Genomic DNA, 22,554 nt, shown 5'->3' on the forward strand with positions numbered 1-22,554 from the left:
GACCAGCACAAACTGGTCACATCAATACAGCCTTTAAAGCACATAAAATGCACTTCATTTTTTATAAATATCGACTACATCTACGGTGCTCTCAACTGACTCGCAATTTGTGCCAAGCGAGTAATTTCAGCCCAGTCTTGGGCAGCTACAGTAGCTTTAGGTGTTAACCATGAACCACCTACACAAACCACGTTAGGTTGCTTTAAGAAATCCGGTGCTGACTCTGCAGTAATTCCACCTGTAGGGCAAAAATGTAGGTTTGGAAATGGACCATAAAATGCTTTTAGCATCTCAACGCCACCTGCTTGTTGAGCTGGGAAGAACTTCACAATGTCATAACCCAATTCAATCGCTTGAATCAGGTCACTTGGTGTCATCACACCAGGCAATAGAGGTAAACCAGCATCTTGCGCAGCCAAATGTAGGTCTTTAGTCAAACCAGGAGATACCCCAAATTGAGCACCTGCTTTTTTAGCTTGAGCACAGTGTTCTGGCTTGGTAATCGTACCTACACCCACCACAATGTCATCAGCTAATTGGCTAGCACGCTCAATAGCAGCAAGACCAGCAGCGGTACGCAATGTAATCTCAAGAACTTTCACGCCACCTGCATGTAAAGCACGTGATACATCCTCACCTTGCTCAGCAGAATCAAATGCCAATACAGGGATAACTGGGCCTAATTTGACGATATCTTCAATTTTAATCATTATTTTTCAGTTCCTTTGACTCAAATCTGCTCTGGTGAATTTTCACCAACTAATGCACCAAATACAGATGCCCCATGTTCAGCTGGCGCAGCAGCAGCACGGAAAACACCAAATAATTCACGGCCAAAGCCAACTTCGTTTTCTGCCTGATGTTCTGGCTGTGCAACAGGGCGCGACTGCCATACACCGTCATCTATTTCAACATCGAGTACGCCAGCTTCGGCATCAATGATTAACATATCGCCTGTTTGAACTTTAGCAATCGGCCCATTTAGTAAGGCTTCTGGAGATAAATGAATCACCGCAGGAACTTTACCTGAAGCACCAGACATACGCCCATCAGTGACTAAAGCAACGTGGAAACCTTGATCTTGTAAAACACCCAACACAGGCGTCAAACGATGCAATTCAGGCATACCGTTAGCACGCGCACCTTGGAAACGAACAACTGCAATAAAGTCTCGGTGTAACTCACCACGATCAAACGCAGCTTGCACTGCTTCTTGCGAATCAAACACAATTGCTGGAGCTTTAACTTTACGGTGTTCTTGCGCAACAGCAGAAATCTTGATTACGCCACGGCCAAGGCGACCTTGCATTAAACGCAAGCCACCATCTGGTTGAAACGGCGCATCAATGCTACGTAGAACTTTGTCATCAAGGCTTTGAACCACACCGTCAACCCAAGTGAGCTTGCCATCAATCAGTTTTGGTTCTTTGGTGTAGTGCTGTAAACCTTTACCAGCCACAGTCGTTACGTCGTTATGCAACAAACCAGCTTCAAGTAGATTACGAATGAGGAAAGCGACCCCACCCGCAGCTTGGAAATGGTTTACATCAGCTTTACCATTTGGATAGATTTTTGCGAGCAATGGAACAACAGCCGATAACTCATCAAAGTCATCCCAGTCAATCAAGATGCCAGCCGCACGAGCAATCGCAATAAGATGTAGAGTGTGGTTGGTTGAACCACCTGTAGCGAGTAATGCCACAATACCGTTTATAATTGCTTTTTCATCGACAACATGACCAATTGGCGTGTAGTTTCCACGCTCAACTGTTAAATCAAGTACACGAATCGCCGCTTCTGCGGTGAGTGCATCACGTAATGGTGTATGAGGATGAACAAATGCGGCACTTGGCAAATGTAAGCCCATAACTTCCATCAGCATCTGGTTACTGTTGGCTGTACCATAAAAAGTACAGGTCCCTTGACCGTGATAAGCAGCTGACTCAGCTTCTAGCAAAGCATCTCGGCCAACCTGACCCGTTGCAAATTGCTGACGAATTTTAGCTTTCTCATCGTTAGATAACCCACTGGTCATTGGGCCAGCTGGCACAAAAATAGTAGGTAAATAGCCAAACTGCAGAGCACCAATCAGTAAGCCCGGCACAATTTTATCGCAAACGCCCAGACATAAAGCTGCGTCAAACATGTTATGAGACAATGCAATCGCTGTGCTCATCGCAATGGTTTCGCGAGAAAACAATGATAGTTCCATGCCAGCATTACCTTGAGTAATACCGTCACACATCGCAGGAACGCCACCTGCAAATTGTGCTACGCCACCATTTTCACGAGCGGCACTTTTAATTAAATCTGGAAATGTTTTATAAGGTGCGTGTGCCGACAGCATTTCGTTATACGAAGATACGATGCCAATATTTGGTTCACGGCCTACTTTAATAATTAATTTTTCATTATCTTCCATACTGGCAAAACCATGAGCCAGATTGGCACATGAAAGTGCTCCACGGGCAGGAAATTTGCCTTGTGCATGTTCAATACGTTGTAAATATGCAGAACGAGTTTTTTGACTACGTGCGATTACACGCTCGGTCACTTTTGCCAATACTGGATTCGGCAAGTCCATGCTGGACGCTCCTGTACAACCGGATAAGCCGGAACATAAAAAATAGACCAAATGATATATTTCATAATCATTTGGTAAGGGGGAGGAACAATATTATTAAGGCAAAAAGCGACATGCAAGCCCTAGTCAACTTTACGGAAATACCCAAGCATGAGTATTAAAGACAAATAATGTTTAAGTTATAAACAAGTGAAGGGTTTTATTTTGGACTATATTTACAGGTATATTACACTCTAAAAACTATGAGAAAATTCTCATAATATCAATGCAATGAAATATCTTTATAAATGTACAGATACCGACTTTTTATACTGAGTTTTATATTAAAAATGTTTATGATTTATTCTTTTTAACTTATATATAAGCGATTAAAACTTAATTCCAGTTACGTATATTATTTGTAATACAACCATCGGGCTTGATTAAAATAACAGCAATTCTTTTTCTTTTAAAAATTTATACCGAATATTTGAAAATTACATTAATTCAAAATTTACCTTTCATAAATATATACAAAAAACTGTTTAATTCTTCTACAAAAAAACAAGGAATACAGTGGTTAAGCTTTATACTGGACAGATATTAGTTGCAAATAATTTGATGGTCGATAGTTCTTAAGTCTAATGGGCTAAAGTCTATCTTGGACAGAAAAACAACACATGCTAAAACATGACAACCCGTTCAATCTGTATCAAAAAATAATACATCTTGAATAGGAAGTTAGGAAAACTATTTTAAATCAGGACTTGGGTATTTCAACGTGGCTACATCAGTATTAGTTATCAATTGCGGCTCTTCATCTATTAAATACGCACTAGTTTCAGAGCGTCGTGAAGATCGTATTTACGGTTTAGCAGAAAACTTGGGGGCAGCTGATGCTCGTATTAAGGGAATTACAGTAGGTGGTGAACCACTTGAACTTTCAATCCCTTATGCTGACCATGCTAAAGCTTTAGAAACTTTACTTGCACGTCTTGCCAACTACAAACCGCAAGCAATCGGACATCGTGTTGTACACGGTGGTAGTTTAACCAAAGCAGAGTTACTCACTCCTGAAATTATTGAACGTATTCGTGCTGCGACACCTTTAGCCCCACTTCATAACCCAGCACATTTAATTGGTATTGATGCAACCGTACGTCTATTCCCTGAATTACCTCAAGTTGCCGTATTCGACACTGCCTTCCACCAAACCATGCCACCGCATGCATACCGTTATGCAATTCCTAAATTTTTATATACTGACCATAACGTCCGCCGTTATGGCTTCCATGGCACAAGCCATGCTTATGTATCTGACAAAGCGAGTGAGCTGGCAGGTAACCTGAAAAAAGGTGGATGGTTAACAGCCCACTTAGGAAACGGCAGTTCAACTTGCGCAGTATGGAATGGACAAAGTGTTGATACCTCTATGGGTCTTACTCCACTTGAAGGTGTAGTGATGGGAACACGTAGTGGTGACGTTGATCCAAGCTTACACAGCTTCCTTGCCAAAAACCTCGGTTGGGATTTAGCAAAAATTGATAAAGTTTTAAATAACGAAAGTGGCTTACTTGGCTTATCGCAATTGTCTAACGACATGCGTACAGTGATTGAAGCGGCTGAAAGTGGTAATGAAGATGCTCGTCTTGCAATTGAAGTCTTTAGCTATCGCCTTGCAAAATCACTTGCTGCATTAAGCTGTGGTTTACCAACTTTAGACGGTCTAATCTTCACGGGCGGTATTGGCGAGAACTCAGCCTATATTCGTGAAAAAACCTTAGCTTATTTACCTCATTTTGGTTTGCAGCTTGATAAAGATCAAAACAACAATCTAAAACGTGGCACTGAAGGAAGAATCGACAACGGAAATGGTCCACAAATTTGGGTCATTCCTACAGACGAAGAAGGCCGTATTGCCAAAGAAACTCGTCAAGTTGTTGAAACGGCAGAAAATACAGCATCTGTAGCAAGCCTTGCTTAATCAGATCCTAGCGAAAACTCGATATTCGTTTATTTATAGGTTTATATGAATACAATTTTATTGATTCCTACAGGCGAAGGGGTTGGCCTAACCTCTGCCTGCTTAGGTATGATTTACGCACTTGATTGCAACGGGATTAAAGCTGGCTTTTTAAAACCATTTTCTCAAGAAGACCAAGAGCATCTTGACCGAACCACTTCATTATTTGGTCATTTATTTCAAAGTAAAACCGTTCAATCTATTTCGCATGAAAAATTAACTCAGCTTATTGCCGCTGGGGAAGTAGATGAATTACTTGAAGAAGCTGTTAGCCTTCATCGTAGTGTTGCAGCAGACCATGATGTCATTATTGTGGAAGGCTTATTACCAAACGGACAAGACCATTTTGCCAGTGAGCTCAACGCAAGTCTTGCACAAGCACTTGATGCAGAAGTCGTGCTGGTCAGCACAGCAGATATTCAAAACCCGAAAAAAGCAGCAGAAAAAGTAGATGCTCATTTACGTCAGTTTGGCGGTGCAACATCAAATCGTACTGCTGGCGTACTGTTTATGCGTACCCGTGGATTAACAGAAGAAACAGCTCAAATTCCTGTTGCGTTTGATCCATCGTTACGACCAACTGAAGAAATCGCAAAATTTACGACTGAACTGCAAAAATATAATCGTTATTTCGGCTCTAGCGATTTACCGATTATTGGTTTAGTTCCTTTTAGCAATACACTGAGCGTGCCAAGAACACTTGATATTGCCAGCGTTATTGATGGGCAATGGTTACATCAAGGTGAAGCTAAAACACGTCGTATTTTGCATTCGAGTTTAATTGCTTCAAGCATTGAATATGAACTGAATAAGTTTATTGCAGGCGAGTTAATTATTAGCGCATCTGAGCGTACCGATGTTTTACTTGCAAGTAGTTTGGCAACCAGCAATGGTATTCCTCTGGCGGGTTTAGTTCTTACCGAAAGAGAAGCGCCAGCACCTGAGCTTTTAGAGTTTTGCCAAAGTGCAATTAAACAAGGGTTACCGATTTTACATACCCGTTTAAACACACTTGAAACTGCACAGCGTTTATCTAATTTTGGCAATGAGATTCCAACTGACGATACTGAACGTGCAGAGCAAGTGACTCGATTTGTTTCAAGTCATATTGATGTTGAATGGCTTAAACAGCACAGCAACAATGCTGCTACCCCTCGCCTGTCGCCATCGGCTTTCCGTCATGAACTAGTGCAAAAATCAATTGCAGCGAAAAAACGGATTGTGCTACCTGAAGGTGATGAACCGCGCACCATTCAAGCTGCCGCAATTTGTCAGGCACGTGGTATTGCTGACTGTATTTTGTTAGCTAAACCAGATGCTGTGCACGATGTTGCAAAAGCACGTGGTATTGAATTACCTGCTGAACTGGCAATTATTGATCCTGATAGCATTCGTGATCAATACGTTGCACCAATGGTTGAGCTACGTAAAGGCAAACTCAACGAGCTGCAAGCGAAAGAACAGCTTCAAGATACCGTAGTGCTTGGCACCATGATGTTAGCCTTAGATCAAGTCGACGGTTTAGTTTCAGGCGCGGTACACACCACAGCAAATACGGTCCGCCCAGCCTTCCAGCTCATCAAGACAGCACCTGATTATTCACTAGTTTCATCTATATTCTTTATGCTTTTGCCAGATGAAGTTTATGTATATGGCGACTGTGCAATTAACCCAGACCCAACAGCAGAGCAACTTGCTGAAATTGCAATTCAGTCTGCTGATTCGGCTAAAGCTTTTGGGATTGACCCACGTATTGCCATGATCAGCTACTCAACTGGTACTTCCGGAACAGGCGCTGATGTTGAAAAAGTACAGCAAGCAACTCAAATTGCTCAACAACGTCGTCCAGATTTACTGATTGATGGTCCACTTCAATACGATGCAGCTTCCGTTGAAAGTGTGGGACGTCAAAAGGCACCTGACTCACGTGTTGCTGGCCGTGCCAATGTATTTATTTTCCCAGATTTAAATACGGGTAATACCACTTACAAAGCAGTACAGCGTGCTGCAAATGTTGTGAGCGTTGGGCCAATGCTGCAAGGCCTCAACAAACCAGTCAATGACTTGTCTCGTGGAGCATTGGTAGATGACATCGTCTTTACCATTGCGTTAACGGCAATTCAGGCAGAGCAGCAAGCCGCTGCCAAATAATTAATAAATTCACCTTTACTACCTCTCGCCATTTGATATCCGCTCAAATGGCTTTTTTTATTTTAGTCATTAAAAATAAATAATTTTCCGATTTCTCTCTTTTAAATCTCATCAATATGTTCTTATGCGACTTTCGGTCAAAAGATCAACCAATCTCCCACAACACTGTCTTTTTGTCATATAATTTAGCCCGCTAGCTAACAGCCCGCTCAAGAGATTTTCTGGTATGACAACGATTATCAAACAAGATGACTTGATTACATCGATCAAGGACGCCCTACAGTTTATTTCGTACTATCACCCGCAAGACTTTATCCAAGCGATGAGCCGTGCTTATGATCGCGAAGAAAACAAAGCCGCAAAGGATGCAATTGCACAGATTCTAATTAACTCTCGCATGTGTGCGGAAGGTCATCGTCCAATTTGCCAAGATACTGGTATTGTTAACGTTTTCCTTGAAGTGGGCTTAGATGTTAAATTTGACTTAACAATGAGCTTAGACGATGCGGTAAACGAAGGTGTTCGCCAAGGTTACCTTGAAAACAGCAACGTTCTTCGTGCATCTGTACTTGCTGACCCTGCATTTGGTCGCAAAAATACAAAAGATAATACCCCTGCTGTAATTCACTACAAACTCGTTCCGGGTAACAAAGTAGATATTACTGTTGCTGCTAAAGGTGGCGGTTCAGAAAACAAATCTAAACTTGCGATGCTTAACCCATCTGACTCAATTGTTGACTGGGTACTTAAAACTGTTCCAACTATGGGTGCAGGCTGGTGTCCTCCTGGCATGCTCGGTATTGGTATTGGTGGTACTGCTGAAAAAGCCATGATGCTTGCTAAAGAAGCGCTCATGGAAGAAATCAACATGGACGAATTACTTCGTCGTGGACCAGAGAACAAAATCGAAGAACTTCGTATCGAAATCTTTGAAAAAGTAAATGCACTTGGTATTGGTGCACAAGGTCTTGGCGGTTTAACGACTGTTCTTGATATTAAGATTAAAGATTACCCATGTCACGCTGCTGGTAAACCAGTAGGTATGATTCCTAACTGTGCTGCTACTCGTCATGCTCACTTCCAGCTTGATGGTACAGGTGTAGCTCATATTCAAGCACCAAAACTTGAAGACTACCCATCTGTAACTTGGGACTCTTCACAGTCTAAACGTGTAAACCTTGATACCATTACTCAAGAAGAAATGGATTCTTGGAAACCAGGTGACACATTACTTCTTAGCGGAACAATGTACACAGGTCGTGATGCTGCGCACAAACGTATGGTTGAAATGATCGACAATGGTGAAGAATTACCAGTTGATCTTAAAGGTAAGTTTATTTACTACGTTGGCCCTGTTGATCCAGTGGGTGATGAAGTCGTTGGTCCTGCTGGTCCTACAACTGCAACACGTATGGATAAATTCACACGTAAAGTATTAGAGCATACTGGTCTATTCGGTATGATCGGTAAAGCTGACCGTGGTCCTACAGCAATTGAAGCAATCAAAGACAACAAAGCAACTTACTTAATGGCAGTTGGTGGTGCGGCTTACCTCGTATCTAAAGCTGTTCGTGAAGCTGAAGTTGTTGCGTTTGCAGACTTAGGTATGGAAGCAATCTACAAATTCGTAGTTGAAGATATGCCAGTTTCTGTTGCAGTTGATGTAAACGGTACTTCAATTCACGCAGTAGCTCCAAAAATCTGGCAAGCGAAAATTGGAAAAATTCCAGTAGTCGATGCAGCAGCTGGCTAATCAAGAAAAGCACCGAATTCGGTGCTTTTTTTATGCATTCTTTTTTTATTTTAAAATCTGAAAAGAATTGTAACAATTACTTCGTCAATCTGTGCTATTAATGAAAGCACCCTCTCGCCAAATATTGAATATAGGTCATTTCATGACTATTCGCCCTATTCTTAAAAATCTCTCAATCAGCCTCTGCCTAAGCTGTATTACCACAAGCTTATTTGCCTCTCCTGCCAAATTAAGTTCAGTTAAAGAACTCATGCAAATGAGCCAAATTGATTACCTGCTTAAAGAGTCAATTAATGAATTAACGCCTTACTATGATCATCAGGCAGAACAGATCGTTAGTAATATCACGGGTATCAAAACTTTAGGTCCAAAAGAAAAAGAGGCCGCGAAGAAGTTAGGTTCACTCTTAAAAGATTCGAGCAATCAGCTCATTAGCAACCCCAAAACAGCTCAAGCCTTACAGGATATTTACCTAAAGACTTATACTGAAGAGGAAATTCAGGCTAATCTGAAATTTTTAAAAACCCCAGAAGGCCAATCAATTACGCGCAAAAACGTACAGATTATGGGGCAAATTTCAGAATATATGATGGAGTTGGGACAGCAAACATTTAATGACCCTAAAGCACGAGATCATATGCAAGAAGAGATGCTTAAAATTCTTGCACCGTTGATGAAAGATAAAGAAAAGTCTTAAACTTTTCTTTATCTTTTGCAGCTCATTACCAAGTTAAAGGATTCCATAATTTAAATGGCTTAATCAGATGTACATCTGATTTTTCATCATATTTAGCTGGCTTTAATTCTTGTGGTTTATGGCGGATCTTTCCTGAAGCATCTTCAGCAACAAAATTATAGCTAGAGGATTTAAGCTCGGTAAATGCTATCTCTCTACGTCCAATATTGTCTTGCATTAACATAAATGGACCAGTATGTTCACTTCGGTCCATTTTATTTTCTTCATCATATTTCAAATAATAAGACGTTCCCGCCTCAACAGTGATATCAATATATTTTGGTTCTTGAAAATGGATACCAAGTAAAGGGCGACTCGCAGAAAGACGATACGTTCCTGCTGGTAACTCAATCCAGTAATAATGATTATGTAATAGACTCGGAATGCGCTTACCATTCACAAAGAGATTAATTGCTGCAATTTCCTGACGATTCCATTTTGTGTCTGGTCGATATAGATAAACTACAGCTGCCTGTTCATTTTGTGGTTTGATTGGAGCAAAAGTCTGACCCAATTTTTGGTTGACCCACCCTCCCACAGTAAAACCGCCTAAATGATATTGATCTAATAAACCAGGTTCTTTTTCAACATCAACTTTAGGTAGAGTCGCGGTCAATTCACTCGGATTTTTTTCTAAATGAGATGAACTTTGACAGCCCACAAATAGTCCTGCACAGCACAAAGATACGATTAAATAACGCATGGCATCCCTCAAAGCGTTTTGTTTTTGATTTATTTTTTACACCGCAAAACTATGCGTATTTTGTATTTTTAAGATTAACACTACCCATATAAATTGAAAACAAAAAAAGCATGAATCACTAACACGATTCATGCTTTTTAGATGAATGAAATCTATGCAGACTTCGAATCAATAACCTTTAAATCTGCCTTAGCAACACTTTCATGCGTTGCAGCTTCTTTAGGTTGGCGTTCAGCCTGATAAACAGGTTCTGCTTCACCATTAATGACTGCTTCATTAATAATGACTGTTCCAACATCTGTACGACTTGGTAAATCATACATAGTTTCAAGCAGTACGTTTTCCATAATAGAACGTAGTCCACGCGCACCCGTATTACGTTCAAGCGCTTTTTTAGCAACAGCACGTAATGCAGAATCTTCAAAGATCAGATCAACATTTTCCATAGTGAAAAGATATTGATACTGGCGTGTTAATGCATTTTTTGGCTCAGTCAAAATTTGCATTAAAGCTTCTTCGTCTAACTCTTCAAGTGTCGCAATCACTGGTAAACGGCCAATGAATTCTGGAATTAAACCAAATTTCACTAAGTCAGTTGGCTCAACCTGACGGAACAATTCAGCAAGCTTTTTGGTTTCATCTTTGTTTTTAACGTCAGCTGTAAAACCAATACCGCCTTTCTCTTGACGCTGTTGTACAATTTTTTCCAAACCAGAAAATGCACCACCACAAATAAATAAGATATTTGAGGTGTCAATTTGGATAAACTCTTGCTGTGGATGCTTACGACCACCTTGAGGCGGAATCGAAGCAACTGTACCTTCAATCATTTTTAATAATGCTTGTTGTACACCTTCACCAGACACATCACGCGTAATTGATGGATTTTCAGATTTACGAGTAATCTTATCAATCTCATCAATATAGATAATGCCCTTCTGAGCTTTCTCTACATCGTAGTCTGCTTTTTGCAAAAGCTTTTGCACAATATTTTCAACATCTTCACCCACATAACCCGCTTCGGTTAATGTTGTTGCATCTGCCATCGCAAATGGAACATCTAAAAGGCGAGCCAATGTTTGTGCAAGTAAAGTTTTACCTGAACCAGTAGGTCCAATCAGTAGAATGTTACTTTTAGCAATTTCTACTTCTTTAGACACATGGCCATTATGACCAACTTTCAAGCGTTTATAATGGTTATAAACTGCAACAGAGAGTGTCTTTTTGGCAAGATCTTGACCAATAACATATTGATCAAGCGCAGCACGTATTTCATGTGGTTTTGGCAATGCCTTGCTCGCCCAGTCACCTGCTTCAACCTGTTGGCTGGTTTGTACAAGGTCTAAGCAGACATCCACACATTCATTACAAATATATGCGTCCTCACCTGCAATCAGTTTCCCGACTTCAGACTGCGTTTTACCGCAAAATGAACAATGTTTTTGTCCTTGAGGATGTTCGGACATATTCACTCCACAAATAGAATCTTAAATATTAGGGCAAGATGCACTGCATAAATAACTAAATGGAGATCTTTTTCAACATCTCAAGTTATTTATATAAGAAGGTCCTTATGGACGCTTACTTAACACCTGATCAACCAGACCATATTCTTTAGCAGCTTGGGCTGTCATAAAGTTATCGCGGTCAGTATCACGAGCAACGGTTTCATAGTCTTGACCACTATGCTCTGCCATTAAGCGGTTCAAGCGCTCTTTAATAAAGAGAATTTCACGCGCATGGATTTCAATATCCGATGCTTGACCACGGAAACCACCCAATGGTTGATGAATCATGACACGGGCATTTTCTAAACAATAGCGTTTGCCTTTAGCACCCGCATTTAACAAGAATGCACCCATTGAAGCAGCTTGACCCATACAATATGTCACAACATCAGGCTTAATAAACTGCATCGTGTCATAAATGGCCATGCCCGCTGTCACAGATCCACCTGGAGAGTTAATATAAAGGTGGATATCTTTATCAGGATTTTCAGCTTCTAAAAACAACATTTGGGCAACGATCAGATTTGCCATGTTATCTTCAACTTCACCTGTCAAAAAAATGACGCGCTCACGTAAAAGTCGTGAATAAATATCAAAAGAACGTTCGCCGCGAGAAGATTGTTCAACCACAACAGGAACTAAAGCATTTTCAATTGTTGGAACATACATACGTTATTTATTCCTAAATTTTTTGTGACTTAACCTATGGCAACAATATGCGGGATAATTTCTCAAATTGCAAAAGGTTCGCACTGAAATATTATATTATTTATACCTAAGTACTTAATGCCGCACTCAAATTGACCACATAATGAAAAACAAAAAAGGCGCCTTCGGCGCCTTTTTCTGACTTCTTAAAAGATTAGCCCATACGGCGAGCTTGTTGTTCTTTCAATAAGTCATCATAAGATACAGCTTTGTCAGTCACTTTAGCACCAGCTAAGATGTGATCAACAACTTGATCTTCTAATACAACTGCTTCGATTTGAGCACGTTGTTGAGCATCATTTTTGAAGTATTCAATCACTTCAGTTGGATCTTCGTAAGAAGAAGCCATGTCGTCAATGTAAGCATCAACGCGAGCTTGGTCAACTTCAAGTTTAGCATCAGCTAAAACTTTGCTTACCAATACGCCAAGCTTAACAGAACGCTCTGCTTGTTCTTTGAACAATTCGTCAGGAAGCATGCTCTTGTCAAAAGATTGCGCGCCTGCACCACCAAATTGTTGAGTGAACTGTTGAACCATTTGTTGACGTTGACGGTCAATTTCTTGAGCAACCATTGCAGTTGGAACTTCAACTTCATTCGCAGCAACAAGAGCATCAAAAGCAGCTTGTTTAACTTGGTTACGTAAACCATTGCGAACTTCACGTTCCATATTCTTACGAACGTCAGCTTTTAACTTCTCAACGCCTTCTTCTTCAGTTACACCGAAGATTTTTAAGAATTCAGCATCAATTTCTGGAAGTTTAGATTTTTCAACTTGCTTCACAGTGATTTTGAACTGAGCTGCTTTACCAGCCAAGTTTTCAGCTTGGTAATCTTCAGGGAAAGTAACGTCAATTACTTTCTCTTCACCAGCTTTCATGCCAATGATGCCATCTTCGAAGCCAGGGATCATACGACCTGAACCTAACACAAGTTTAAAGTCTTCAGCAGAACCGCCTTCAAACTTCTCACCATCGATAGTGCCTTCAAAGTCAAAAGTCACTTGCATGTCTTTTTTCGCCATACCCTTGGTTACAGCCCAAGTTTGACGTTGTTTTTGCAAGTTTTCGATCATAGCGTCAACGTCAGCGTCTTTGATTTCAGCTGATTTACGTTCAACTTCTAAGCCGTCAAATGCTTTTACTTCAACTTCTGGATAAACTTCTACAGTTGCTTCAAAAACTAAAGCGTCTTCTTTATGTTCAACTTTCTCAATGTTCGGCATACCTACCGCATTGATTTTTTCTTGTTGAATTGCTTCAAAAACGCTATCACGAATGATGTCATTTACAACTTCTTGATAAATGCTTGCACCGTATTCGCGACGAACAACGTTTTCAGGTACTTTACCTGGACGGAAGCCGTTGATCTTCACAGTTTTGGCAGTGCGCTTCAAACGAGCTTCAAATTGCTCGTTAATACGGCTCGTCGGTACAGACACATTTAAACGACGGGCAACGCCCGAAACCGCTTCAGTCGTTACTTGCATGGCTTCCTCGATAAAAATTAGTTAGTAGGAACAGTTTTTAAAAAAGTGCTGTATTATATGACAACTTTCAAGATATACAAAATTAACCGATCACTTCATGTAAGTGAAGGACATTATTCTAGTAAATTTCACAGTAATTTTATGATTCTTTAAATATTTTTCATAAGTACTTAAGTAAAACTAATTTTTTAGTTATTCTTTATAAATCTAAAATTACAATTAAACTTTGAATTTAATCGCTTTAATAAACAATTACCAATAATCAGTAGATTAGCTACATAAAAGTACATTTCCCCATTCAATCATTCACTTTTCCTTCACAATTCAATTGGCAAATCCAATTAACACAAACTGTACATATAAATAAGAATTATTATTATTCGCATAACCTTTTAGTTTTAGAGTCCTGAAGTTATGTCTTTGATTAGAACACGTAAAAAAATTGTTTCTTCTGCAATAGCTTCATCGCTATCAATGATTGCAACAACAGCCATGGCGCAAGAAACAGTTTCACAATTACCAACAATTCATACTAAAGCGACTCAAGAAGAATCTTTAAAAGTAGATCAGTCTGCAAACTCTAAATTCGTAGCTCCTCTCAAAGACACACCAAAATCAGTCTCTATTCTTTCTCAAAAATTAATTAAAGATACAAACTCTAATACCCTACTCGAAGCATTACGCTATGAGCCAGGCATTACTTTAGGTGCAGGTGAAGGCGGCACACCGTTTACCGACATGCCTTACATTCGTGGTTATAGCGGTCAGTCTTCTATTTATGTCGATGGTGTTCGTAATACAACGTCTCAAAATCGCGATATGTTTGCCATTGAACAAGTTGAAGTGATTAAAGGCTCTTCTTCTGCCCTTGGTGGTGGTGGTAGCGTGGGTGGAAGTATTAACTTAATCCCTAAAGTTGCTCATGAAGGCGATGTATACCAAGGCAGTGTTCAAGGTGGTACTGACAACTATCGTCATATCCAACTTGATGCCAACAAAGACTTTGGTAACGGAGTTGCTGGTCGTGTAGTTATCATGGGTCACGAAAATGAAAAAGCTGGTCAAAGTAACGGTGCAGAATATGCCCGTGCCGGTATTGCATCAAGTCTTGCATTTGGGCTAGATACAGCAACACGTGGAACACTGAGCTACTACTATTTACGTAGTAATGATGAACCTGATGCAGGTATTCCATTTAATAATGCAAACCCAACCAAACCTCCAGTTGGGGTTATTGTTACACCTGGTGATGGTAAACCTGTTGATGTAAAAGCTGGAACCTACTATGGCTGGAAAGCACGTGATTTCGATAAGCGAGAAAATCACATTGGTACGTTTAAGTTGGAACACGACTTTAATGAAAACCTTACCTTGTCGAATGTAGCAACCTATAACAAGTCTAAATCTGATTATGTTTATACGAATGCTGATGACTCTAAAGGTAATATTTACAGAGGTACAATCGCTCGCCGTGCGTTAAGCCGTATCTTAGATAGCGATGCTTATAGCGATCAGCTTTCTTTAAGAGGTAAATTCAATACAGGAAGCTTAAAACACTCTTTTAATGTTGGTACTGAGTGGAGCTTCCAAGAAACTGACCAAGGCGTATACACCTTTACTAATGCTGCTGGTGAAACTACATCGACTATTTTAGACAGTAATATTCAAAACTGTACTTCAGCTGCTGCTGTAGCAAATGGCTGGTGTACGAGTTTAAATAATCCTGAAAATGGTGCCTTCTATGACACACGTGGAGCAATTAAAGCGCAATCTACGACACGCAGTCATAATGTAGGAGTTTATGCTTTAGATAGTATTGAATTTAATCCACAATGGTTACTTAACTTAGGTGTTCGTTGGGATAAGTTCGAAACTGAGAAAAAATATAATAAGGACGTAGGTGGACGTACTCCTCATAAAACTGGCGATAAATTAGAAAGCGATACAGATTACTTCTCTTACCAAGCTGGTTTAGTTTTCAAACCAACCGAAGATGGTAGTATTTATTTAAGCTACGCTACATCAGCAAACCCTGTGGGTGTACTTGCTGAAGGCGATACAGGTTCAGATTCTATTAGCGACTCAGGTGCTGCAAGTGCGAGTGCAAATGATCTAAAACCAGAAGAAGCTCGTACTTTTGAACTAGGAACTAAATGGGACCTGTTTAACAATCGTGCGAACTTAACAGCAGCAGTTTTCCGTACTGAAAAGCAAAATACACGTATCCAAATCGACCCTACTACGACTGCCAATGCAGGTAAAAGTAAAGTTGATGGATTTGAAATTAGTTTGAACGGAAAAATTACCGACAAATGGGATGTTTCTACAGGCTATAGCTATTTAGATAGTGAAATTACTGAAGCGGCATACAATGCAGTTGCTCAAGAAGGTAAACCATTACCATTTGTAGCGAAAAACAGCGCTACTTTATGGTCTACTTACCGAGTAATGCCTCAATTGACTTTAGGTGCTGGTGTTGAATATCGTGATCAAGTTTTCGTAAATACGACTGCTCCGAAATACTTGCCAACCTATACTATTTACAATGCTATGGCTAAATACGACGTGAACAAGAACGTAAACTTACAGCTTAATATTAATAATATTTCTGATAAGCGTTATTTCACTAGTGCACATGCAGCTCACTACGCATTTGAAGGCAATGGTCGTAATGCTGTCTTAGCGATTAACTTTAAGTACTAAGGTTAAATTCCATAATTTATTTATGGAATTAATTGAAGTTCATATAAAATAGCCTCGTCATGAGGCTATTTTTACAAATGAAGTATCTATTAAAAAGGTATTTGCCGTGATTCATCATATCCCCAATGTTTTAAACAAAGAGCAAGTTGCCGAGTTTCGTAAGCTCATGAAAGACGCCAATTGGGTAGGTGGGAAAGTGACTGCCGGCACCTTGTCTGCTTCTGTGAAAAGAAATCAGCAACTCTCAGAACAGGACCCGCTTACTCATCATTTAAGTGATCTTGTCATCAAAGCAATTTGGCAAAATCCAGTGTTTCAGGCTGCTGCCCTACCCCACAAAATTATTCCACCGCTTTTTAATCGTTATGATGAACATGAAAGCTTTGGTTTCCATGTAGATAACTCAATTCGCCTTATCCGTGGAACTTCTGAACAGCTCCGCACTGATTTATCTTGTACATTATTTTTAAGTGAACCCGATGAATATGAAGGTGGTGACCTAGTGATTGAAGATACTTATGGTTATCACGAAGTTAAATTACCAGCAGGTGATGTCGTGCTCTACCCGTCTACTAGCCTGCACGAAGTCAGTAGCATTACCTCAGGTACTCGTTTTGCTTCTTTTTTCTGGGTACAAAGTTTGGTCCGTGACGATAGTAAACGCCATCTTTTATTTAATCTTGATGAGAGCATTCGAGAACTACGTAAATCACACGGTGATAACTATCCAGAAGTCATGAAGCTGACCAACATTTATCATAATTTAATTCGTATGTGGTCAGAACTGTAACTATATTTATTTTTGCCTTTTTAAGACTGGATAATCTTTTTTACCTTAATAAGGCAAAAATATGAAAATTATTTCCCACAAAAAACAAAACAGCGCAAAATTAGAAAATTATTTTCTAAACAACTTAACTAAAATTATGATAAGAATTTTGCACAAGGTGTAATCATTGTTTAGATGTGATATATCTAAATAACAAGATTACCTGCAAACCACCAAACTTATTATTTCACGGTCTAGAGATGAAAACGAATTACTTGTTTGCCCCGCCTACTCAAGCAAGACATCATCTGCAACTCCTGATGCTGCGCCAAGCGCGCGTATAAAAATTTTGTCTGCTTTTTAAAGCAGCACTTTGAAATTCCCTTTAATTTTTTTGAATTAGATACCATATATATTAAGTAGAGACGTTGCCTTTTAAATATATCCAGAGCAACCGCGCTACGAGACAAGGAGTTTTCTCATGATGTTGGCTGACCCTAGCAAAAAATACCGCCGTATGTACCAGCGTGTGGATTTACCAGATCGCCAATGGCCAAATAACGAAATTACAAAAGCGCCAATCTGGATGAGTACGGATTTACGTGACGGTAACCAAGCAATTTTTGAACCGATGAACATGGAACAAAAATTTAAAATGTTCAAAATGCTTGTGAAAATCGGTTTTAAACATATTGAAATCGGTTTCCCTTCTGCATCTCAAATTGACTTCGATTTTACTCGTATGTTGATCGAAGAAAATCATATTCCTGATGACGTATACATTGAAGTTTTGGTTCAAGCACGTGACCATTTAATTGAACGTACTTTTGAATCTTTGGCAGGTGCTAAACGAGCGATTGTACATATTTATAACTCCAACTCTCCAACCTTCCGTCAAAAGGTGTTGAATGTAGATGTTGATGGCGCAAAACAATTAGCAATTAATGCTGCTCAAAAAGTTAAAGAGTATGCAGCTCAATATCCTCAAACAGACTGGATTTTCCAATACAGCCCAGAATGTTTCTCTGCAACTGAATTGGAAGTGGCTAAAGATGTCTGTGATGCCGTCACAGAAATCTGGGATGCACGTCCAGATCATAAAGTTATTTTAAACTTGCCAGCGACTGTCGAGGTTTCTACACCAAATGTTTATGCAGACCAAATTGAATGGATGCATCGTAATTTGGCACGTCGTGATGGTGTAATTATTTCTGTTCACTGCCACAATGACCGCGGCTGTGGTATTGCTGCATCAGAACTTGCCATTATGGCAGGTGCTGACCGTGTTGAAGGCTGTGTGTTCGGTAATGGTGAACGTACAGGTAACGTTGACGTTGCAGCAATTGCATTGAACATGTATACCCAAGGTGTAGCACCAGAGTTAGATTTTTCTAATATTAATGAAGTGATTGCAACGGTTGAAGAATGTACTGGTTTACCTGTACACCCTCGTCATCCATATGCAGGTGACTTGGTATTTACTGCATTCTCTGGTTCACATCAGGATGCGATTAAAAAAGGCTTCGAGTACCAGAAAAACGAAGAAATCTGGGATATGCCTTACTTACCAATCGACCCGAAAGATTTGGGCCGTGACTACGATGCTGTAATTCGTGTAAATAGTCAGTCTGGTAAAGGTGGTATCGCTTATTTATTAGAATCAAACTACAACGTTGTGTTGCCACGTCGTTTGCAAATCGAATTCAGTCAGGTTGTTCAACAATATGCTGATGAGAACGGTACAGAAATTAACGCTAAAGAAATCTGGACGTTATTTAAAGACGCGTATGTTGATGTGAAGAATCATCACTACACAGTCAAACACTACAAGTTATCTGACATTAATGGCACTCAAATTATCGAACTTGATATTGATGTCGAAGGTGAAACGCAACAACTTCGTGGTGAAGGTAATGGACCAATTTCTGCATTCTTAAATGCTCTTCAATTACCAATTGACGTATTGAACTATGAAGAACGTAGTATTAGTTCAGGTGCAAATGCGAAAGCATTAACCTTAATTGAACTTCAAGTAAAAGGTACAGGTAAAGGTTCGTTTGGTGCCGGTGTCCATGACAATACAGTCACCTCATCAATTGAAGCAATTATTGCGTGTACCAACCGTTTGATTGATCAAGGTGTTTTAAGTACAGATCAGGTTGTTGCCGCCGCTGTTTAATTAAAAAAAAGACTTTGGAAAGGATACCTAGCTTGGTATCCTTTCTTTTTATTCCTGAAAGATTTAAAAGGCGAAATGTTCCCGTGTCTTTTCCAGCTGATTCAGTGGGGTTAGTCACTCCGCAAAAGTTCCAATTTGAAGAACCATTACACCTTGAATGTGATCGTGTTTTGCCACGTTTTGAACTAATGGTCGAAACTTACGGCACTTTAAATGCTGATAAATCAAATGCAATTTTAATCTGTCATGCTCTTTCCGGACATCATCATGCAGCGGGTTATCACCACGAAGATGATAAAAAAGCTGGATGGTGGGATAGTTGTATTGGCCCGGGTAAGGCAATCGATACAAATAAGTTTTTTGTAGTTTCGCTCAATAATATTGGTGGCTGTAATGGCTCAACTGGCCCGACCTCACCAAATCCTGAAAATGACAATCGCCCTTATGGACCTGATTTCCCATTAGTAACGGTACGCGACTGGGTTAAAACTCAGGCCATGCTTTCTGACCGTTTGGGTGTAGATGTCTGGTATGCAGTGGTCGGTGGATCATTAGGAGGCATGCAAGCACTACAATGGTCCGTAGACTACCCTGACCGCCTACAAAAATGTGTGATTATTGCCAGTGCACCAAAGCTTTCAGCACAGAATATCGCATTTAATGAGGTTGCTCGTCAGTCAATCTTGTCTGATCCAGACTTCCATCATGGCCGTTATTTAGAAAATGATAGTTATCCGAAACGCGGACTAATTCTGGCTCGCATGGTCGGTCATATCACCTATCTTTCAGAAGAAGCTATGAAACAAAAATTTGGCCGTGATTTAAAATCTGGCAAATTTATGTACGGTTTTGATGTCGAGTTTCAAGTCGAAAGCTATTTACGTTATCAAGGTGAACAGTTCAGCCGTAACTTTGATGCCAATACTTATCTCATCATGACTAAAGCTTTAGATTACTTTGACCCATCACGTGAGTACGGTCATTCTTTAACTGAAGCGATGGGTAAAACTAAATGCCAGTTCCTTATTGTCTCGTTCACAACTGACTGGCGTTTTGCACCAAGCCGCTCACAAGAAATTGTAGATGCACTTATTACCAATCATAAGCCAGTAAGTTATCTCGACATTGATGCTGAACAAGGCCATGACTCGTTCTTATTCCCGATTCCACTGTATGTCAAAACCATGCGCGCTTTCTTAGGCGGTGAAGAACACTTAAAATCGACATCACTGGAGGCAAGCTAATGCGTATTGATCAACAACTAGCAGAAAAGTGGATTAAACCCGGCTCAAGCGTACTCGATTTAGGGTGTGGTGACGGTGAATTACTCGCTCATATGAGCCAAAAGCATCAAATTCGTGCTTATGGTTTAGAAATTGATCAAGAAAAGATTGCAATTGCCGTCAGTCGCGGGTTAAATATTATTCAACAAGATTTGAATCTCGGCTTAAGCCGCTTTGCAGACCAGTCCTTCGACTATGTGGTTATGGCACAAGCTTTGCAAGCCGTAGATGCACCCGATGTTTTATTAAGAGACATGGTGCGTGTGGGTAAGCAGGCAATTATTACTTTTCCAAACTTTGCGCATTGGAAGACTCGCTCTTTTCTTGCATTAAAAGGAATGATGCCTGTATCGGATGCTCTACCATATATGTGGTATAACACCCCCAACATTCATTTATGTACATTTAAAGATTTCGAAGCACTATGTGCTGAAAATCAGATACAAATTATTAATCGACTCGCCGTCAATGGAAATCAGCAGGGAAGCCTGTTAAGCAAACATGTTCCGAATTTGTTTGGTGAAGTCGCTATTTATCGAGTGAGTGCACTATGAAAAAGACATTATTTAGCACACTATTTGCAGGACTGCTAAGTATGCAGGCTCATGCAGATTATATCGCCCAGCCACAATCGGTTGCGAGTCAGGCTGCACGTTTTTCAACAATGGGGATTAACGATCTTCAGAAAGCAGCAAAAGCTGGTCAAGCAGGCGCACAGTTTTATCTTGGTACGCATTATCAATATGGTAAAGACGTAGCAAAAGATGACAAACAGGCTTTCGCATGGTTTAAAGCAGCAGCGGATCAAGGTTTATCGCCAGCACAATTAAACGTAGGCCGCATGTATGCCGACGGTATTGGTGTTAAAAAAGATGAGTCTATGGCTCGTAAATACTTTGAAAAAGCAGCAAGCAATGGTGATAACCGTGCAAGCTATAACCTTGCGATGATGGAAGAGCAAAAGAAAAACTACGTTGGTGCTTACCAATGGTATGAGCTTTCAACTCGTGATGGCATGCTCGACAATAAAGTGATTAGCCTATCTGAAGGTAAGAAAACTGCTCTAGCAGCGAACTTAACTCAAGAACAAATCCGTACAGCACGTGACCGTGCGGACAAATGGATTCAAGCACAATAATAACGGTTCATCCGTAAAAAACCTTACTCGACTGAAGCCACATTGTATGCTCTACAAGGTGGCTTCAGTTTAGGTTATCCCATTTTATATTCTATTTGTTTTCCTCTATATCCCCTTCCAAAAAACACGTAACATAACTGATGTTCGATATTAGCTATAAAGTTTGGTTTTATTATGTCTACCCCACATTGGTTTGATCAGGGCAGTTTAGTTCTTGCCAGCAATAACAAAGGTAAAGTCGCAGAGTTTGAAAAACTTTTTGAACAGCTTAAGTTACCAGTAGAAATTATTCCTCAAGGTCGCCTTAATATTCCTGATGCAATTGAAGATGGTTTAAGCTTTATTGAAAATGCCATTATCAAAGCTCGTCATGCCTCTAAAATTTCGGGTAAACCTGCTATGGCTGACGATTCTGGTATTTGTGTACCAGTCTTAGGCGGTGCACCTGGCATTTATTCAGCACGCTATGCTGGAGAACATGGTGACGATGCAGCGAACAATGCCAAATTATTAAATGACCTTTTACCCTACCGTAAAAATGGTGAAGTGATTGAAGGTATGTTTGTGTGCGTACTTGCTTTAGTCACTCATGCAGAAGATCCATTACCACAAATTTTCCAAGGTATCTGGCACGGTGAAATTTTAGAAGCTGCACGTGGTGAAAATGGCTTCGGCTATGACCCATTGTTCTGGTTGCCTGAGCTACAAGTGTCTAGCGCTGAATTGTCTAAAGAAGACAAGAATAAGATTAGTCATCGTGGGCAAGCGATGCAGTTATTTAAAGAGAGCTTGCAGAAGTAAGCTGATCACATGGCCACAATATGCAGCGTTAGAATATATTAAACTTT

17 protein-coding genes and 1 pseudogene are annotated in these 22,554 nt (G+C 40.1%); 12 read left to right on the plus strand and 6 right to left on the minus strand.

All coding sequences use genetic code 11. The annotated features are described in order from the left end of the window. Window positions 1-80 precede the first annotated feature (80 nt). Window positions 81-710 (minus strand): bifunctional 4-hydroxy-2-oxoglutarate aldolase/2-dehydro-3-deoxy-phosphogluconate aldolase, encoded by a 630-nt coding sequence (eda, locus tag RMB06_RS12045; RefSeq protein ID WP_311079648.1) that lies wholly within the window; start codon window positions 708-710, stop codon window positions 81-83. 20 nt (window positions 711-730) lie between these two features. Then, window positions 731-2,584: a phosphogluconate dehydratase gene (gene edd / locus RMB06_RS12050; protein WP_311079651.1), complete on the minus strand. Its 1,854-nt coding sequence runs from the start codon at window positions 2,582-2,584 to the stop codon at window positions 731-733. Between the two features lie 659 nt (window positions 2,585-3,243). On the opposite strand from edd, the pseudogene RMB06_RS12055 reads away from it, so the two are divergent. The 5 genes and pseudogenes from RMB06_RS12055 to RMB06_RS12075 all read left to right on the plus strand — a co-directional run bounded on the left by RMB06_RS12055 (window position 3,244) and on the right by RMB06_RS12075 (window position 9,187). Continuing rightward, window positions 3,244-3,363, plus strand: a pseudogene (locus tag RMB06_RS12055) (hypothetical protein). Next, the gene (locus tag RMB06_RS12060; RefSeq protein WP_311079652.1) at window positions 3,345-4,547 is read left to right on the plus strand and encodes an acetate kinase; all 1,203 of its coding nucleotides are present in this window, start codon (window positions 3,345-3,347) and stop codon (window positions 4,545-4,547) included. Before RMB06_RS12055 ends, RMB06_RS12060 begins: the two are co-directional and overlap by 19 nt. Window positions 4,548-4,592: 45 nt before the next feature. Further along, window positions 4,593-6,737: a phosphate acetyltransferase gene (gene pta / locus RMB06_RS12065; RefSeq protein WP_311079653.1), complete on the plus strand. Its 2,145-nt coding sequence runs from the start codon at window positions 4,593-4,595 to the stop codon at window positions 6,735-6,737. Window positions 6,738-6,963: 226 nt separating this feature from the next. Continuing rightward, window positions 6,964-8,490, plus strand: coding sequence for a fumarate hydratase (locus RMB06_RS12070; RefSeq protein ID WP_002115045.1), 1,527 nt, complete (start codon window positions 6,964-6,966; stop codon window positions 8,488-8,490). Between the two features lie 142 nt (window positions 8,491-8,632). After that, the gene (locus tag RMB06_RS12075) at window positions 8,633-9,187 is read left to right on the plus strand and encodes a DUF2059 domain-containing protein (RefSeq protein ID WP_311079655.1); all 555 of its coding nucleotides are present in this window, start codon (window positions 8,633-8,635) and stop codon (window positions 9,185-9,187) included. A gap of 25 nt (window positions 9,188-9,212) precedes the next feature. Here RMB06_RS12075 and RMB06_RS12080 read toward each other — a convergent pair whose 3' ends face one another. The 4 genes from RMB06_RS12080 to tig form a co-directional block, all read right to left on the minus strand. Next, the gene (locus RMB06_RS12080) at window positions 9,213-9,929 is read right to left on the minus strand and encodes a DUF2846 domain-containing protein (RefSeq protein ID WP_002115030.1); all 717 of its coding nucleotides are present in this window, start codon (window positions 9,927-9,929) and stop codon (window positions 9,213-9,215) included. 152 nt (window positions 9,930-10,081) lie between these two features. Then, a complete protein-coding gene (clpX, locus tag RMB06_RS12085; RefSeq protein ID WP_002114726.1) occupies window positions 10,082-11,395 on the minus strand; it encodes an ATP-dependent Clp protease ATP-binding subunit ClpX in 1,314 nt (437 codons plus the stop codon). A gap of 105 nt (window positions 11,396-11,500) precedes the next feature. Further along, a complete protein-coding gene (clpP, locus tag RMB06_RS12090; RefSeq protein WP_002114870.1) occupies window positions 11,501-12,106 on the minus strand; it encodes an ATP-dependent Clp endopeptidase proteolytic subunit ClpP in 606 nt (201 codons plus the stop codon). Between the two features lie 193 nt (window positions 12,107-12,299). After that, window positions 12,300-13,634, minus strand: coding sequence for a trigger factor (gene tig, locus RMB06_RS12095; protein ID WP_002114878.1), 1,335 nt, complete (start codon window positions 13,632-13,634; stop codon window positions 12,300-12,302). A gap of 414 nt (window positions 13,635-14,048) precedes the next feature. On the opposite strand from tig, the gene RMB06_RS12100 reads away from it, so the two are divergent. The 7 genes from RMB06_RS12100 (at window position 14,049) to rdgB (ending at window position 22,507) form a co-directional block, all read left to right on the plus strand. Next, window positions 14,049-16,337 carry a TonB-dependent siderophore receptor gene (locus tag RMB06_RS12100; protein WP_311079660.1) on the plus strand — a complete coding sequence of 763 codons (2,289 nt, stop codon included), beginning with the start codon at window positions 14,049-14,051 and terminating at the stop codon, window positions 16,335-16,337. Between the two features lie 106 nt (window positions 16,338-16,443). Further along, on the plus strand, window positions 16,444-17,127 hold the full coding sequence (locus RMB06_RS12105; protein WP_032035366.1) for a Fe2+-dependent dioxygenase: 684 nt from the start codon (window positions 16,444-16,446) through the stop codon (window positions 17,125-17,127). 460 nt (window positions 17,128-17,587) lie between these two features. Next, entirely contained in the window at window positions 17,588-19,285 is a 1,698-nt protein-coding gene (gene leuA, locus RMB06_RS12110; protein ID WP_005066113.1) for a 2-isopropylmalate synthase, read from the plus strand. An 83-nt stretch (window positions 19,286-19,368) separates the two neighbouring features. Then, window positions 19,369-20,529: a homoserine O-acetyltransferase gene (locus RMB06_RS12115; RefSeq protein WP_002114709.1), complete on the plus strand. Its 1,161-nt coding sequence runs from the start codon at window positions 19,369-19,371 to the stop codon at window positions 20,527-20,529. After that, window positions 20,529-21,122: a methionine biosynthesis protein MetW gene (metW, locus tag RMB06_RS12120; protein WP_001217230.1), complete on the plus strand. Its 594-nt coding sequence runs from the start codon at window positions 20,529-20,531 to the stop codon at window positions 21,120-21,122. Before RMB06_RS12115 ends, metW begins: the two co-directional genes overlap by 1 nt. Beyond that, complete coding sequence (locus RMB06_RS12125; protein ID WP_005804213.1) at window positions 21,119-21,706, plus strand: tetratricopeptide repeat protein; 588 nt, start codon at window positions 21,119-21,121, stop codon at window positions 21,704-21,706. The genes metW and RMB06_RS12125 overlap by 4 nt, the downstream gene beginning before the upstream one ends. A 174-nt stretch (window positions 21,707-21,880) precedes the next feature. Continuing rightward, entirely contained in the window at window positions 21,881-22,507 is a 627-nt protein-coding gene (rdgB, locus tag RMB06_RS12130; protein ID WP_002114893.1) for an RdgB/HAM1 family non-canonical purine NTP pyrophosphatase, read from the plus strand. Window positions 22,508-22,554 lie beyond the last annotated feature (47 nt).

It is taken from the genome of Acinetobacter sp. V104_13, from assembly GCF_031798995.1.
GTDB lineage: Bacteria > Pseudomonadota > Gammaproteobacteria > Pseudomonadales > Moraxellaceae > Acinetobacter > Acinetobacter pittii.